Annotated in this window: 12 protein-coding genes; 3 read left to right on the forward strand and 9 right to left on the reverse strand. The window is 70.4% G+C overall.

Translation table 11 applies throughout. From position 1 onward, the window contains the following. Nucleotides 1-94: 94 nt before the first annotated feature. From QRN27_RS10745 to QRN27_RS10760, 4 genes are read right to left on the reverse strand one after another with little or no spacing between them, the layout of a single operon-like run. Nucleotides 95-1,564, reverse strand: a complete 1,470-nt coding sequence (locus QRN27_RS10745; protein WP_285042231.1) for a GntP family permease — start codon at nucleotides 1,562-1,564, stop codon at nucleotides 95-97. A 37-nt stretch (nucleotides 1,565-1,601) separates the two neighbouring features. Beyond that, nucleotides 1,602-3,242 carry an N-acyl-D-amino-acid deacylase family protein gene (locus QRN27_RS10750; protein WP_285042232.1) on the reverse strand — a complete coding sequence of 547 codons (1,641 nt, stop codon included), beginning with the start codon at nucleotides 3,240-3,242 and terminating at the stop codon, nucleotides 1,602-1,604. Then, nucleotides 3,239-3,898 carry a bifunctional 4-hydroxy-2-oxoglutarate aldolase/2-dehydro-3-deoxy-phosphogluconate aldolase gene (locus QRN27_RS10755; RefSeq protein WP_285042233.1) on the reverse strand — a complete coding sequence of 220 codons (660 nt, stop codon included), beginning with the start codon at nucleotides 3,896-3,898 and terminating at the stop codon, nucleotides 3,239-3,241. Before QRN27_RS10755 ends, QRN27_RS10750 begins: the two co-directional genes overlap by 4 nt. 24 nt (nucleotides 3,899-3,922) lie before the next feature. Further along, on the reverse strand, nucleotides 3,923-5,227 hold the full coding sequence (locus QRN27_RS10760; protein WP_285042234.1) for a type III PLP-dependent enzyme domain-containing protein: 1,305 nt from the start codon (nucleotides 5,225-5,227) through the stop codon (nucleotides 3,923-3,925). Nucleotides 5,228-5,381: 154 nt separating this feature from the next. Between QRN27_RS10760 and QRN27_RS10765 the strand changes: the two genes are divergently transcribed. The 3 genes from QRN27_RS10765 (at nucleotide 5,382) to QRN27_RS10775 (ending at nucleotide 7,691) form a co-directional block, all read left to right on the forward strand. Further along, entirely contained in the window at nucleotides 5,382-6,431 is a 1,050-nt protein-coding gene (locus QRN27_RS10765; RefSeq protein WP_285042235.1) for a sugar kinase, read from the forward strand. Beyond that, a complete protein-coding gene (locus QRN27_RS10770) occupies nucleotides 6,428-7,192 on the forward strand; it encodes an IclR family transcriptional regulator (RefSeq protein WP_285042236.1) in 765 nt (254 codons plus the stop codon). The genes QRN27_RS10765 and QRN27_RS10770 overlap by 4 nt, the downstream gene beginning before the upstream one ends. Nucleotides 7,193-7,286: 94 nt before the next feature. After that, nucleotides 7,287-7,691, forward strand: coding sequence for a RidA family protein (locus QRN27_RS10775; protein WP_056009933.1), 405 nt, complete (start codon nucleotides 7,287-7,289; stop codon nucleotides 7,689-7,691). A gap of 19 nt (nucleotides 7,692-7,710) precedes the next feature. Here QRN27_RS10775 and QRN27_RS10780 read toward each other — a convergent pair whose 3' ends face one another. From QRN27_RS10780 to uxaC, 5 genes are all read right to left on the reverse strand, one after another. Next, nucleotides 7,711-8,934: an ATP-binding protein gene (locus QRN27_RS10780; protein ID WP_285042237.1), complete on the reverse strand. Its 1,224-nt coding sequence runs from the start codon at nucleotides 8,932-8,934 to the stop codon at nucleotides 7,711-7,713. Nucleotides 8,935-9,070: 136 nt separating this feature from the next. After that, the gene (locus tag QRN27_RS10785) at nucleotides 9,071-10,660 is read right to left on the reverse strand and encodes a NosD domain-containing protein (protein WP_285042238.1); all 1,590 of its coding nucleotides are present in this window, start codon (nucleotides 10,658-10,660) and stop codon (nucleotides 9,071-9,073) included. Between the two features lie 112 nt (nucleotides 10,661-10,772). Continuing rightward, on the reverse strand, nucleotides 10,773-12,011 hold the full coding sequence (manD, locus tag QRN27_RS10790) for a D-mannonate dehydratase ManD (protein WP_285042239.1): 1,239 nt from the start codon (nucleotides 12,009-12,011) through the stop codon (nucleotides 10,773-10,775). A gap of 60 nt (nucleotides 12,012-12,071) precedes the next feature. Further along, nucleotides 12,072-13,541 (reverse strand): mannitol dehydrogenase family protein, encoded by a 1,470-nt coding sequence (locus QRN27_RS10795; protein ID WP_285042240.1) that lies wholly within the window; start codon nucleotides 13,539-13,541, stop codon nucleotides 12,072-12,074. After that, entirely contained in the window at nucleotides 13,538-14,950 is a 1,413-nt protein-coding gene (gene uxaC / locus QRN27_RS10800) for a glucuronate isomerase (RefSeq protein WP_285042241.1), read from the reverse strand. The genes QRN27_RS10795 and uxaC overlap by 4 nt, the downstream gene beginning before the upstream one ends. Nucleotides 14,951-15,064 lie beyond the last annotated feature (114 nt).

A 15,064-nucleotide genomic window follows, 5' to 3' on the forward strand; every position in this document is an offset into this window, starting at 1 on the left:
GCTCTGTCCCTCACTCAGGACGGGCCCGGCGCGTCGGACGCGACAGGCCGAGACCCCACCCGGACACACCAGGGCCGTCCTGAGTGAGGGACGGTCAGACGAAGAGCCAGATCAGGGCGACCATCCCGAAGCCGACGACCGAGAGGATCGTCTCGAGGACGGTCCAGGTCGCGAGCGTCTGCTTGACCGACATGTTGAAGTACTTCGAGATGATCCAGAACCCGCCGTCGTTGACGTGTGAGAGCGTGATCGATCCGGCCGCGATCGCGATGCCGATGAGCGCCAACTGCGGCTGCGAGTAGTCGCCCGCCAGCACGACCGGCTGCAGGATGCCCGCGGTGATGACGATCGCCGCCGTCGCCGAGCCCTGCGCGATGCGGAGTCCGGAGCTGATGAGGTACGCCGACACGATGATCGGCAGGCCGAGCGAACCGAGCACCTCGGCCAGTGCCGCCCCGACACCCGTCGCCGAGATGACGGCACCGAAGAACGCACCGGCGCCGACCACGAGCAGGATCATGCCGATGGGACGCAGCGACTGCCCGGAGAGCTCACCCAGCTCGGCGAGCGTCATGCCGCGCCGCACACCGAGGACGTAGTAGGCAAGGCACACGGCGATCGTCAGCGCGACCGCGGGGTTCCCGATGAGCGTCAGCGCCTCGAGCAGCGGGCCGCTCGGCAGCGCGAGGGCGCCGAAGGTCGCGGCGAGGATGAGCAGGATCGGCGTGATGATGATGAGCCCGACCGCCCACAGCGAGACGTCCTTGCGCTCCGGGGCGTCGTCCTCGGGCTCGAGCACGTACTCCTCGGGCACGGACACCATGACGCGCTTGCCGATCCACAGCGGCCAGGCGATACCGGACGCGATGAACGCGGGGATACCGCAGAGGAAGCCCATGAGGATGAGCCAGCCGAGCCCGACCTCGAAGGTGCCGGCGAGCGCCGTCGGTCCCGGGTGCGGGGGCAGGAACGCGTGCGTCATCGAGAGGCCGGCGAGCATCGGGAGCGCGTAGAGCACGAGCGACTTCCCGCCGCGGCGTGCGGTGATGTAGACGAGGGGCGCGAGGACGAAGATGCCCACGTCGAAGAACACGGGGATGCCGAAGATGAGCCCGGTGAGCCCCATCGCGACCGGCGCGCCACGTTCACCGAAGCGGCCGAGGAGCTTGCGGATGAGGACGTCGGCGCCGCCGGAGCGTTCCAGGATCGCGCCGAGCACGGTGCCGAGGCCGATGATGATGGTGATGTGCCCGAGGATCCCGCCGAAGCCGGTCTCGAGGAGTGACGCACCCGGCTTGATCTGCTCGTCGTCGAACGGGTCGGGGACGGCGACGCCGACGATCTTGTAGATGCTCGTCCCGGTCGCGAGTGCCAGGCCGATGCCCACGATGAACAGCGAGATGAAGGGCTCGAGCTTCACCCGGATGATGAGGAACAGCAGCACCGCGATGGCGACGGCGCACAGGATGAGCAGGCCCGGGGTGGTCTGCTGCAACCAGCCGATGGGGTCGCTCGGGGCTGGTGCGGCGGCGGCGACGCGGCTCGCGAGGGCGTGGATGGGCATGGGAGGACCTTCTGTGTCGGCGGGGAGGAGGGACGGGTCAGGACGGGCGTCGCCGGAGCGAGCGACCGGGGACGGCATCGGTGCGACGACCGTCGGCGATGACGGCGGCGCCGTTCACGAAGACCCACGGGATGCCGGCGGTCTGTTGCCGCGGTTCGGCGAAGGTCGCGCGGTCGGCGATCGTCTCGGGGTCGAAGAGGACCACGTCGGCGACGGCACCGACGCGGAGGACGCCGCGGTCGGTGAGTCCGAGTCGGGCGGCGGGACGGGAGGTGAGGTGGGCGACGGCGTCCTCGAGTCCGAGCACGCCCGCCTCGCGGACGTAGTGCCCGAGGTAGCGCGGGAAGGTGCCCCAGGCGCGCGGGTGGGGCTTCGCGCCGATGAGGATGCCGTCGCTGCCGCCCGTGTGGGCCGGGTGCACCATCATCGTGCGCACGTTGGCCTCGTCGCCGACGTGCTGGAGGATGCCGGTCGCGAGGCGGTCGGCCTCGAGGAGCTCGAAGAACAGGGCGGTGGGGTCACCCGACCAAGCGTGGCCGGTCTCCTCGGCGGCGATGGCGGCGACGGTCCGACCGACGTAGCCGGCGAGCTCGGGGTTCGCGACGCCGGAGATCTCGATCGTCGCCCAGTCGGTGACGACGCCGTGGCAGCCGTCGGTGCCGAGTACTTCGAGCTCGTACCGCACCCGCGCGCGGACGTCGTCGTCGCCCAGACGCTCGAGCGTCGCTTTCGGTCCGCCGACGGCCGCCCAGCTCGGGAGCAGTGCCGAGAGGGTGGTCGATCCCGGCAGGTAGGGGTAGGTGTCGAGCGTGAGGTCGACACCGTCGGCGATGGCGTCGTCGATGAGCGCGACGAGCTCCGCGGCACGACCGGCGTTGACGCCGAAGTTCATCGTCGCGTGCGTGAGGTGCAGCGCGCAGCCGGAGCGACGACTGACGTCGATCATCTCCGCGTACGCCTCGAGGGCACCCTTCCCGTAGGAGCGCTGGTGCGGCGCGTAGAAGCCGCCGTGCTCCGCGACCGTTCGGCACAGCGCGACGAGCTCGTCGGTGTCGGCGAACATGCCGGGCACGTAGGTGAGGCCGGAGGACATGCCGACGGCGCCCTCCCGGAGCCCCACGGCGACGAGCTCCTGCATGCGCACGATCTCGTCCGGGGTCGCAGCCCGGTTCTCGGTGCCCACCACGAGCATGCGGACGGAGCCCTGCGGGACGAGGTAGGCGACGTTCAGTGCGGCCCCGCGGTCGACGCGGTCGAGGTATTCGCCGACGCTCCGCCAGGCGAAGTCCACGTCGTCGGGTTGGCCGTTCCAGCCGGCGATCTGCTGTCGGACGATCGCCATCGTGCGGTCGTCGGTCGGCGCGTAGGAGAGGCCGTCCTGCCCGAGGACCTCGGTGGTGACGCCCTGCGAGACCTTCGCGAGGTGGTCGTGGTCGCGCAGCACGGCGAGGTCGGAGTGCGCGTGCATGTCGATGAACCCCGGTGCGGCGACGAGCCCCTCCGCGTCGATGACGAGCGCATCGGCCGGCGCGCCGGTGGCGGCGTCAGGACCGATCGCGACGATGCGGCCGCCTTCGATGAGCACCGAGCCGAGCGAGCTCGGGCCACCGGTGCCGTCGACGATGCGAGCGTCGCGCAGGAGCACCGCGCGCGCAGCACTCGTCGGCAGCGAGGTCACGGCAGCAGGGCCGCCGCGGTGAAGGCGGCCGCGCGCTCGGTGACGCCCGCCCAATCCGCAGCGGCGACGTCGGCCGCTCCGACCACACTGGAGCCCGCGGTCACGGCGGCGGCACCGGCCTGGATGTACTCACGGGCGTTGCCGGCGTGCAGGCCGCCGGAGGGGACCAGCCGGAGACCGGGGAACGGGCCGGACAGGTCTTTCAGGAACCCGGGGCCCATGGCGGCGGCGGGGAAGATCTTCACCGCGTGCGAGCCGAGTGCCGCCGCACGCATGACCTCGCTGGGCGTCATCGCGCCGAGCAGGAACGGGACACCGGCGGCCGTGGCGACCTCGGCGACCTCCTCGCTCAGACCGGGGGTGACGAGGAACTGCGCGCCGGCGTCGATGGCACGCTGCGCGGTGTCGCGGTCCACGACCGTCCCGGCACCGATCACCGCCCCGTGGTCGGCCGTCGCATCGGCCGCGGCCCGGATCAGCGCCTCGACACCGGGGGTGGTGAAGGTGAACTCGACACTGCGGATGCCGCCCGCGGCGAGCGCCCGGCAGAGTTCGACCGGGTCGGGGATGGCGGGCACGCGCACGACGGCGATGGCGCGGTCGGCGTAGAGCGCGTCGAGGGCGTGCGGGGTGGAGGGAGGGGTCTCGAGCGTCATGCGGGTCTCCTGTTCGGGGTCGGCTCAGCCGAAGGTCGTGGTGACGGCGTCGACGGCGTGCGGTTCGGCGAGACGGACGTCGTCGACGACGATGAGCGCACGCCACTTGTCGAAGGTGGTGCAGGGGTGGGAGAGGCCGAGGCGGATCACATCGCCGACCTCGACGTCGCTGCCGGGCGGCAGGGAGACGAAGGTGTGCTGGTCGTTCATGGCTGTGGTCGTCGCACCCGCCAGCGGTTCGACGGTGCTGGAGCCGGCACGACGGACGCCCTGCACCTCGGGCAGCCCCTCGTCGAAGGGGAAGTCGCGCTTGCCGCCGTCGATGAGCGCGAGACCGGGCTCGGGGCGCGACACGACCGTGGCCCAGCCGTGGATCGCCGAGCGGAACGCACCGACGCCCTCGTGCCGCGCGAGCGGCGTGATCCCGCGGTAGAAGCCGTCGTCGTGGGTGATGTAGGCGCCGGAGCGCAGCAGGACGTCGACGCGCCGCCCGCGTGCACCGTCGAGGTCGCGCAGGCCGGCGAGGACCTCGGCGACGACGTCGAAGTAGGCGCTGCCGCCGGCGGTCACGATGACGGTGTCGACGCGCTCGTCGTAGCGCCCACCGGTGAGCAGCTCGGTGTGCAGCGCCGCGAGGGACTCGAGGTAGTCGCGGACGATCCGCAGCGAACCCTTGTCGCCGTGGTGCGCGAGCGCGCCCTCGTACCCGCTGACGCCGGCGAGCGCGAGCTCTGGCGAGGCGACGACGGCGTCGGCGATCTCCCGAGCGGTGGCGTGGTCGCGGGCCCCGGTCCGGCCGCCCGGTGCTCCGAGTTCCACGAGCACAGGCAAGGGACGACGTGGCGGCTGCTCGGCCAGCACGCGGGCCATGATCTCCACCGCGCGCACCGAGTCGGCCCACACGACGATCTCGGTGTCGCCCTCGTCCAACGCGCGCCCGACGGCGCGGAGGTGCTCGGGCTGCACGAGTGCGTTGGCGAGCATGACGCGGGGGATCGACCAATCGAGGGCGATCGAGAGCTGCCACGGCGTCGCGACGGTGACACCCCAGCTTCCGGCGTCGAGCTGGCGTCGCCAGAGGGCACGGTTCATCGTCGTCTTGCCGTGCGGGGCGAGCCCGACACCGGCGCGCTCGCACCACTGCCGCATGGTCTCGACGTTGTCGGTAACCGCCGAGCGGTCGAGCGTGACGAGGGGTGTCGTGAAGTCGGCGAGCGCCGGGCGAGCACCGAGGAACGTGGCCGCATGGGTTCCGACGGAGGCCGGCGGGAAGCCCTTGAGGCTGCCGTCGAGCACCCCGAGGTCGGCGGCGTCGAAGTCGTCCGTCATGGTCTCCTCGTTTCGGGTCCGAGCGTCGCACCACCGTAATCGGTGGGTCGCGTTGCAACATGTGCAACGTGTATTGCACCGATCGCTACGTCTGTTCTAGCATTGCGACCACAGGCCGTCAACCGGACAGGGCCGCGACTCGAGGGGAACCGTGATGACGACGTCACCGTCCACCGTGAGCACGATCGGCGAGGCGATGGTCGTCCTCCTCCCCGAGGGGCAGCTCCCCGTCGCCGAGGCGCGCGAGTACCGCACGGGCGTCGGGGGTGCCGAGTTCAACGTCGCGTCCAGCCTCGCGCGCCTGGGCGTCCCCACCCATTGGATCTCCCGTGTCGGCGACGACGGCTTCGGCGACTACATCCTCGAGACGGCCCGCCACGACGGCGTGCTCACCGACGCCGTCGAACGCGACGACCACCGACCAACCGGGCTCTACGTCAAGGAGACGGTCGTGGGCGCCGACGGCGATCGACGACCGCGGATGCACTACTACCGCAGCGGCTCGGCCGCGTCGGCGCTCGGTGCCGACACCCTCCGGCACGACGCGACCCGCGCGGCCGTCACCGCGTCGGCCATCGTGCACACCTCGGGCATCACGCCCGCGCTGTCCGACTCGACCGCGGAACTCGTGGGCGAGCTGGGTGGGGCCCTCCCCGACGGCGCCGTCCTCAGCGTCGACCTCAACTTCCGGCCGCGCCTGTGGGAACGCCGGTCCACGGCCGCTCTCCACCGTCTGCTCGACCAGGCGTCGGTCCTCTTCCTCGGCACCGACGAAGCCGAGCTGTTCTTCGGGCATGCGGACGCCGAGCGGCTCTTCGCGGATCTGCCCACCCTGCAGCGCATCGTCCTGAAGGACGAGGAGAACGCCGCGACGACCGTCCACCGGGGCGTCGGGGAGCACTGCGTGGTGCGCTCGCTCTCGGTCGACGTCGTCGAGACGGTCGGCGCGGGCGACGCGTTCGCCGCCGGATACCTCGCCGGCCTGGCCGATGGCCTCGACGACACCGCCTGCACGCGGCTCGGCCACGCGGTCGCGGCATCGACCCTCATCTGTCACGGCGACCGCCCGGAACTCGTCCCCGACGCACCCGGCGTGCGCGCCATCGTCGAGGCGGACGACACGGCATGGGCGTCGTGGCGCATCGCCGCGGACCGGCCGCTGCCCTGGTCGACGGCCGGATCACCGGGGACGGTGGGCGCATGAGTCAGTCGCTCTCGCGTGCACTCGACCTCCTCCGCGAGATCGTCTCCGGCACGAACTCCCTCGACGCCCTCGCGGCGACGGCCGGTGTGCACAAGACGACCGTGCTGCGCCTCCTGAACACGCTCGAGGAGCACGGCTTCGTCACCCGTGACGCCTCGTACCGCTACCACCTCGGGCGGGCGATGTTCGAACTGACCCAGACCGCCCTCGACGAACAGGACGTCCGTGGGGTCGCGGCCCCGCACATCCGCGCACTCGGCGCGGCGACCGGCCAGACGGTCCATCTCGCCGCGTACGAGAACGGTTCCGTGTTCTACATCGACAAGGTCGAGTCGCGCCAACCGCTCCGGATGTACTCGCGCGTCGGCCTGCCCGCCTCGTTGTACGCGACCGGGGTGGCCAAGGTGCTGCTCGGCGGACTCGACGAGGCCGAGCGCCGCCGCGTGGTCACCGGCATCGTCTTCGAGCGGTACACCGACAAGACCATCACCGACGCCGACGCCCTCCTCGCGGAGATCGAACGCTCCAACGGGCGCGGGTGGGCCGAGGACCACGAGGAGCACGAGAGCTTCATGAACTGCGTCGCCGCGCCGGTGTTCGGACCGGACGGCCGCGTCGCCGCCGCCGTGTCGATCTCGGTCCCGACGATGGTGCTCCCCCACAGCGGCGTCCGCGCCCTGTTGCCGCAGTTGCTCGCCGCCACGGAGGCGATCTCCGCCGAGCTCGGCTACGCGCCTCCCCCACCCACCCCCGGTCCCTGACCATCACCCCGGTCCCTGACCATCCATCCGGTCCCTGACCATCCACCCCGGTCCCTGAGCTTGTCGAAGGGCCACCCACACGAAGGACACCCCCATGACCGCACGCACCGCCATCTCCACGACCGACGCTCCGGCTCCCGCGCACACCTTCTCGCAGGGGGTCCGCAAGGGCAACTTCGTCCAGGTCTCCGGCCAGGGCCCCGTCGACCCGGCGACGAATGAATACCTGTTCCCGGGTGACGTCGCCGCGCAGACCACCCGTACGCTGCAGAACGTCGAGGCGATCCTCAAGGCCGGCGGCGCGACCTTCGACGACGTCATGATGCTGCGCGTCTATCTCACGAAGCGGGAGGACTTCGCGATCATGAACGACGCCTACGGCGAGTTCGTCGGCTCGCGCGTCAAGAGCGGCGTCCTGCCGTCGCGCACCACGGTCTTCACCGGCCTCCCCCGCGAGGAGATGCTCGTCGAGATCGACGCGATCGCCATCGTCGACTGACCCCGCTCTACCGCCCGGATCACTCCGCCTTGCGCGGCGCGCGGCGACGAATCTCCGGCACCAGCAGTTCAGGCACCGCTCGCAACATGAACTTGTCGAAATCCGGAACCGTGAATGCCGCGTAGCCGTGCTCAGGTGTGTACAGCAGACCCATGTCGATGAGTTCGGCGCGCGTGGGGCCGAGCTGGGTTGACTCCCGCTTCATGACCTGAGCAACATCAGACGCCTTCTGCGGCTCAGGCCCGAGTTCGGCCATCGCCCGCATGTACGCGGTCTGAAGCGGTGTGGAACGATCCAGACGCACTCGGAAGAAGGAGCTGTCGAGCTTCGACTCGTACGCCTCCCTCGCCATTTCGACATCCGCTGCGGTGATGACCCCGTCTGTTGCGATCCCCCACACCTGGTAGCCGAGTTCCTGGATGAAGTACGGGTAGCCCTTGGTGATCTCGATCGCCAGATCCACAGCGTCCGACTCGAACTGCACGCCTTCGCCTGCCGCTGGTTCGGTGATGGCCTTCCGCGCATCCTCCCCAGCAAGCGATCCGATGGTCGGAAATTTGAACAGTCGTTCTGCGTAGGACTTCGCGTCGCCGGCGAGTTCTGCGATCTGAGGAAGCCCTGCCCCGACGAACGTGATCGGAAGCTTGCGTTGCACGGTCTTGTGGACCGCCTGAATCAGGGCTTCCAGCTGCGTCGTGCGCAGGAACTGCACCTCATCGATCAGCAGCGCGACCCCGCGCCCCTGCTCTTTCGCGGCTTCCCCCAGGGCGACGAAGACGTCAGTGAGGTCCATGCCGAGGTCACCGTGATCCGCGAGGCCTTCCGCTGCAGGCACATCCCAGCCGACAGCCAACGTCCCATCGGCGGTCACCGACAGCGCGAATGCGCTGAGCACCTCGGCCGCTCGGCGGCCGCGGTCGGTCCATCGTGCTCGTGGGGACAACCGGAGAAGAGCTGACTTCAGCTGAGAGAACATGGTCTGGCGGAAATGCGAATCATCGTGTTTGCTCGCCTCGATCTCGATGATCTCCCAATTAGCAGCGCGTGCGATATCGCCGAACCGCCCGAGGAGCACTGTCTTTCCGACCCCTCGCAACCCCGTGACGATCATCGATTGCTCCGTTCGGCCTCGCTCAAGCCGCTGCAGCAGCACCGTGAACGTGTCCGTCTGATCGTCTCTGCCCACGACGATCTCCGGCGCCGCCCCGGCGTTCGGCGTATAGGGATTGCTCACACTGTCCATGGCCCCATGTTAGGCAGTTTAGGATGGTTTAGCCATTCCTTATAAAGTCACCTAAAGCACCAGGTCATTGCAAAATGGGGTTCTGCGTAACCCTAGTCGGCACTCTGCCCGCCCCGCACGATGCTCCCGCAGTCGGCTAGGGAAGCGGCAGGGAACGCCAGGTCCCGCGGTCGTTCACCCACAGGAGCTTGTCACCGACGAGCAGGTCACCGGATCCACCGCCGGCCGGGCGCGCCGTCCCCATGTGCCGCGTCGTGAGATAGCTCGTCGCGGGCTGGGCGTTGATGTGCGGCGTGCCCGAGACGGACAGGCGGTTGGCGGCCACCACCGAGCGACCGCTGGATCCGTAGGTGTCGATCCCGGTCGCGCAGGCCAGGACCGTGTTGCCCACGATCGTCACGCCGGCGGACGCGTTCGTGATGCCCATCCCGATGCGGAACCCCTCGATCCGGTTGCCGGTGACCTGCACGGTCCCGGCACCCTGATGCTGGATCCCGTACCCGCTGGCCTCCCCGGCGCCGAGCAGGGAGTTGTCGGCGATGACGAGGTCTGCGCTCAGGTACGAGACGATGCCGCCGGCCGCGCCACTCGGCGTGGTGACGCTGAAGCGGTTGCCGATGACGAGCGGACGGACGGCGCGTTGCAGCACAACACCGTTCGGGCATGTGCCTCCCGCGAGCCGGATCACGTTGTCGGTGATCACCGTGTCGGTCGATCCGACGGATGTCGTGGTGTCACCGGAGGGCATCGCGGCGTCCTGCAAGCGGATGGCCGCCGAAGCCACCCCGCGGATCTCGATCACGTTGCCGTCGAGCACCGTGGCCTCCGCACTGCGGTAGACCATGATCGGCCCGCGCGACGGACCCCAGGCCGAGCCCTGGTCGTCTTCGGCGGCCCTGGTCCACCGCACGGTGTTGTTCGAGATGCCGGTCGAGCGGGTGTCGATGGCGGCGATGCCCCACCAGGTGCTGCCGGTGACGGTGTTCCCGGACACGGTCGCGTGCGACACCGCCTCGAGCGCGATGCCCCGGCGGAACGGCCCGCTGACCACGTTGTCGTTGATCGAGAACATGGCGTCCGGGTACTGACCTGGGTCGACCTCGTAGTCCGACAGGCCTTCCGCGTGGATGCCGATCCGTGCGTCCGTTCCGGCGAGCGCGTTCACGACGTTGCCGGACACGAGGGCGCGCGCACCCCAGATGGTGATCCCGTCACCGCGGTCCTCGCCGGCGCGGGAGGCCGAACCGCGTCCGCCGCCCGCGCCCACGATGTCGACGATGTGGCAGTTGGTGACGATGACGCCCTCGAACTCCCCGGTCGGCTCGTTGACGACGCCGTTCTGGAACCCGACGATGCGCACCCCGTCGACCGTGACGTCGCTCGTCCGGATGTCGATCGCGACGTTGCGGGCACCGGTGGCCGAGCCGAGATGGTCGGGGTTGGTGAGCCGGACCTCCCGCACCGTCGAGCCGGGGGCCATGACGCGGAGCGCGGGCGCATTGGCGATCCCGGCCGTCCACCGCAGCTCACCACTGCCCCGCAGGGCGAGCCGCTGATCGAGTTGGAGGGTTGCGTCGAGCTGCAGGACGGCTCCGCCCGGCACGATCACGGTGCCGCCGTCGGGTGCGGCCGCAAGCAGCGCCTGCACGGCCGCGGTCGAGACGGTGGCCCCGGTCGGATCGATGCCGGGGCCGGCCAGGACGATCGTGCCGTCGTCGATCGCCATGCGTTCCCCCGAACCTGGCGCCCCTCGCCAGCGATCCAGACTAGTCCACTGGAACTTAGAATACCAGCATATGGAGCCGAAGGTCAGCCAGCGGCTCCACCCGCCGCGACCGTCACCAGTCGTGGACGGTGCCGTCGGCCAGGCGGTTGTAGGGCAGGTAGGCGCGCTGGTACGGGTACTTCCCGGCCTCGTCGACGTCGAGCTCGACGCCGAGACCGGGCGCCTCGCCCGGGTGCAGCAAGCCGTCGGTCCACGTGTAGGACTGCTGGAACACCGCGTCGGTCTTCTCGCCGTGCTTCATGTACTCCTGGATCCCGAAGTTGTGGATCGCGAGCCCGAGATGCATCGCAGCCGCCATGCCCACCGGCGAGATGTCCGTCGGCCCGTGCATGCCCGACTTGATCTGGTACTGCGAGGCGTAGTCGAGCACCTTCTTCAGATGCGTGATCCCACCGGTGTGGGTGACGGCGCTGCGGACGTAGTCGATGAGCTGCTCGCGGATGATCTGCTGGTAGTCCCACACCGTGTTGAAGATCTCGCCGATCGCCAACGGCGTCGTCGTGTGCTGCCGGACGAGCCGCAGGGCCTCCGGGTTCTCCGCCGGCGTGCAGTCCTCCAACCAGAACAGGTCGTACGGTTCGAGGCTCTTGCCGAGCTTCGCCGCTTGGATCGGCGTCATCCGGTGGTGCCCGTCGTGCAGCAGCGGCAGCTCCGGACCGAACTCGTTCCGCACCGCCTCGAACACCGTCGGCAGGTGCCGGAGGTAGGAGCGCGTGTCCCAGTCCTCCTCGTTCGGCAGGCCACCGCGCTGGGCCGGTTCGTGGTCGTAGCGCACGCCCGTGTTGCCCTCGAAGGTGGCGTTGGAGGCGATCCCGTAGATCGACTTCAGCCCGGGCACCGCGGTCTGGATACGGATCGCCTTGTAGCCCTGCGCCTGGTGCTCGCGCACGCTGTCGAACAGCTCCTCATTGCTCTTGCCCGACGCGTGCCCGTAGGCGAGCAGACCCGTCCGCGACGCCCCGCCGAGCAACTGGTACACGGGCATGCCCGCCGCCTTGCCCTTGATGTCCCACAGCGCCATGTCCACCGCAGCGATCGCCGCCATCGTCACCGGACCGCGACGCCAGTACGCCGAGCGGTACAGGAACTGCCACGTGTCCTCGATCCGAGCCGCGTCACGCCCGAGGAGCAGCGGCACGACGTGCTCCGCGAGGTACGCGACGACCGCCTGCTCGCGACCGTTCAGGGTGGCGTCACCGAGCCCGGTGAGCCCGTCATCCGTCGTGAGCTTCAGGGTCACGAAGTTCCGGTCGGGACTCGTGACGATGACCTCGGCCTTGTCGATGTTCATCGGTGCTACTCCTTCGTACGGTGCGACCGAAGTGGCCGCGCGGGTCGGGTGGATGCGGCGTCAGGGCCGCGGGCGGGTTCGGACCAGGTCTGCACCGAGGCGTTCGACCTCGGTGACCAGCGCCGGGCCACCACCCGTCGACGGGTCGAGCAGACGTGGATCGATCAGGCGGACGAGCGCCGTCGTGCGCTCGGAGCCCTGCGCGCGCAGGGCCTCGGCGATGGCGTCCGCGGCTGCGTCACCCGGCCGGTCGTCCGCCTGCACGGCGAGCATCCAGGCGGCGATGACGCGGAGCGATCCGGTTCCTGGGCGACCAGCCGCCAGCTCGCCGAGGAGGGTCGAGACGATCCGGACCCGCAGCTTCGTCACCCCTTCGAGCGCGATCTGCTGCAGCCGGTGTTCGATGCGGGCGTTGTCGAAGCGCTCGAGCAGCGCACGCCGGTAGGCCGCCAGGTCGAGGTCCTCCGGGAGGTGGCGCTCCGTCTCGTCCCAGTACTCCTCGACCCAGGCTCGGCAGGCGCGATCGCCGACGGCCTCGGCGACCGTCGCGTGCCCGCGGAGTGGTCCGGCGTAGGCGAGCAGGCTGTGGGCACCGTTGAGCAGGCGGAGTTTGCGTTGCTCGAAGGGCTCGAGGTCGTCGACGAACCGGACGCCGGCTCGCTCCCAGGCCGGTCGTCCGGCGGGGAAGTCGCCGCTCAGCACCCAGTCGGTGAAGGGCTCGGTGACGACGGGCACCGCGTCGGAGCAGCCGGTGAGCGCGGCGGCCGCCACCTCGTCCGCGGCGGTCGGCCGCGGCGTGATGCGGTCGACCGAGGCCGAGACGAACGACACCTGTTCGGCGATCCAGCGCGCGGTCTCCGGGTGGACCCGTTCGGCGAGCGCGAGCACCGCACCCCGGACGAGCGCGCCGCCGTCGGCGATGTTGTCGCACGGGACGATCGCGATCGGGCCGGCTTCGGAGCGACGGCGCACCTCGAGACCCAGCACCAGCCGACCGAGGGCCGTCGTCGGCCGGGCGTCCTCGAGCGCCGCTCCGGCACGGCAGGCGGCGGACAGGATGGCGACGTCCTGCTCGACCGCCGGGTCCGAGGCGTCCGGTCGACCGTCGGCGTCGAGCCGGTACCCGGACTCGGTGACGGTGAGCGTGACGATCGCGGTCGACTCCAGCGCGAGGAGGTCGAGCAGGCGTGGGAGGTCGGTGCCGTCCCTGGCCTCGACGATGGAGCCGACGATGGTCGCCGTATCGCCCACGGCCGACCGTTCGACGACGGTGTACAGGCAGTCCTGGGCGCTCAGCTCGGTCGCGGCCTGTGGGCTTCGGCCGGTGAACGCGGCGATGCCCCACTCGTGGTCGGGGTCGGCGAGCTGCGTGTACCAGGCCTGGTGCGCGCGGTGGAAGGCGCCGAGTCCGAGGTGGACGATCCTGACCGGCGCCGTCGGGAACCCGGGCAGCAGCGCGCGCGACAGGCGCGGGGCCGTCTCCGCTCCGTGGTCCGCGTCGACGGGACGCTCAGCCGCTGGCGCCCTCACAGCTTGAACACCCGTCGCGGCTGGTCGACAACGAGGTCGACGATGGTCCGCTCGGCCGTCACCTGGTCGACCCGTCCTTCGCGGACGAGCCGCGCGAGGAACGCCGCGTCGAGGCGGCGCGACATGTCGTGACGTGCCGGGATCGAGAGGAACGCCCGGGTGTCGTCGATGAACCCGGACCCGCGCGAGAAGCCGGCGGTCTCCGTCACGGCAGCACGGAACCGGAGCACGGCGTCGGGTGCGTCGAGGAACCACCACGGTGCGCCGATGAAGACGCTCGGGTAGAACCCGGCGAGCGGGGCGATCTCCCTCGAGTAGCTCGTCTCGTCCACGCTGAAGAGGACGAGGTGGAATCCGGGAGCCGTCCCGAAGCGTTCGAGCAGCGGGCGGAGGGGCTGCACGTAGTCGGTGCGCACCGGCAGGTCGTGGCCGGTGTCGGGCCCGAAGCGTCCGCGCGTGGCCGAGTGGTGGTCACGGAAGACGCCCGGGTGGACGGTCATGACGAGACCGTCCTCGACGCTCATCCGAGCGCTCTCGAACAGCATGTGGGCAGCGAAACGCTCCAGCTCAGCCGCGTCGGCGGTCCCCGACAGCGCCCGGTCGAAGAGGGCCTGCGCCTCGGAGGCGTCGAGCTCCGCGGTGCGCGGTTCCAGGACCCCGTGGTCGGCGGACACCGCCCCGTGCTCGATGAAGTGCCGACGACGGCCGGCGAGGGCCTCGAGGTAGCCGCGGTGACTGCCCTCGGGCGTCCCGTTCCAGGCGGCGAGCGCGGCGACGCGTTCCGACCAGCCGGGCTTCGACGGGTCGAGGTAGGCGTCGGGACGGAACGTCGGGAGCACGCGCCCCCGGAAGCCGGGATCGGCCGCGAGCGCGGCGTGGGCCGCGAGGTCGTCCATCGGGTCGTCGGTGGTCGCGAGCACCTCGATGCGGAAGCGGTCGAAGAGCGCACGTGGGCGGAACGCCGGCTGCTGGAGGGCGTCCTCGATCGTGGTGAAGAGTCGGTCCGCGTTCGCCGCGTCGGGCTGCTCCGTGACACCGAACTGTTCACTGAGGATCGTGCTCAGCCAGTATCCGGAAGCGGTGCCGGCGAAGCGGGGCCACTCCTCGCAGAACCGACGCCAGGCGTCGCGCGGGGCGGCGACGGCCCCGCCGTCGGCTGCGTCGGGCACGCCGACCTCGGCGAGCGCGTGACCGGAGGCGTGCAGCAGGCGGGTCACGTAGTGGTCGTGACGGAGGAAGAGCTGGGTGGCGTCCGTGAACGGGGTGTCGTCGACGAGGATCGCCGGGTCGACGTGGCCGTGGGGGGAGATGATCGGCAGCTCGGCGACGGAGCGGTAGAGCTCTCGGGCGACGTCGCGCGTCCCCGGATCGGCGGGGAGCAGGCGGTCTGGATCGTTCTGCAGCGTCATTGGCACGCCTCCATTGAAGCCAGCGACCGACACCGTGTCAACCGATTGCCACTACTTGGTGGCAATCGCTTGCCACGTCGCGGACCTTCTGCGAGACTGATCCCGCTTCCGCCC

This window comes from Plantibacter sp. LMC-P-059a (assembly GCF_030209505.1).
Lineage (GTDB): Bacteria > Actinomycetota > Actinomycetes > Actinomycetales > Microbacteriaceae > Plantibacter.

Excerpts from the sequence above, each read along its gene's own strand:
- QRN27_RS10785 (WP_285042238.1), bottom strand. The coding sequence starts at position 10,660 with ATGGCGATCGACGACGGCACGATCGTCCTGGCCGGCCCCGGCATCGAT.
- QRN27_RS10745 (WP_285042231.1), bottom strand. The coding sequence starts at position 1,564 with ATGCCCATCCACGCCCTCGCGAGCCGCGTCGCCGCCGCCGCACCAGCC.
- QRN27_RS10770 (WP_285042236.1), top strand. The coding sequence starts at position 6,428 with ATGAGTCAGTCGCTCTCGCGTGCACTCGACCTCCTCCGCGAGATCGTC.
- QRN27_RS10765 (WP_285042235.1), top strand. The coding sequence starts at position 5,382 with ATGACGACGTCACCGTCCACCGTGAGCACGATCGGCGAGGCGATGGTC.
- QRN27_RS10755 (WP_285042233.1), bottom strand. The coding sequence starts at position 3,898 with ATGACGCTCGAGACCCCTCCCTCCACCCCGCACGCCCTCGACGCGCTC.
- QRN27_RS10780 (WP_285042237.1), bottom strand. The coding sequence starts at position 8,934 with ATGGACAGTGTGAGCAATCCCTATACGCCGAACGCCGGGGCGGCGCCG.
- manD (WP_285042239.1), bottom strand. The coding sequence starts at position 12,011 with ATGAACATCGACAAGGCCGAGGTCATCGTCACGAGTCCCGACCGGAAC.
- QRN27_RS10760 (WP_285042234.1), bottom strand. The coding sequence starts at position 5,227 with ATGACGGACGACTTCGACGCCGCCGACCTCGGGGTGCTCGACGGCAGC.
- QRN27_RS10775 (WP_056009933.1), top strand. The coding sequence starts at position 7,287 with ATGACCGCACGCACCGCCATCTCCACGACCGACGCTCCGGCTCCCGCG.
- uxaC (WP_285042241.1), bottom strand. The coding sequence starts at position 14,950 with ATGACGCTGCAGAACGATCCAGACCGCCTGCTCCCCGCCGATCCGGGG.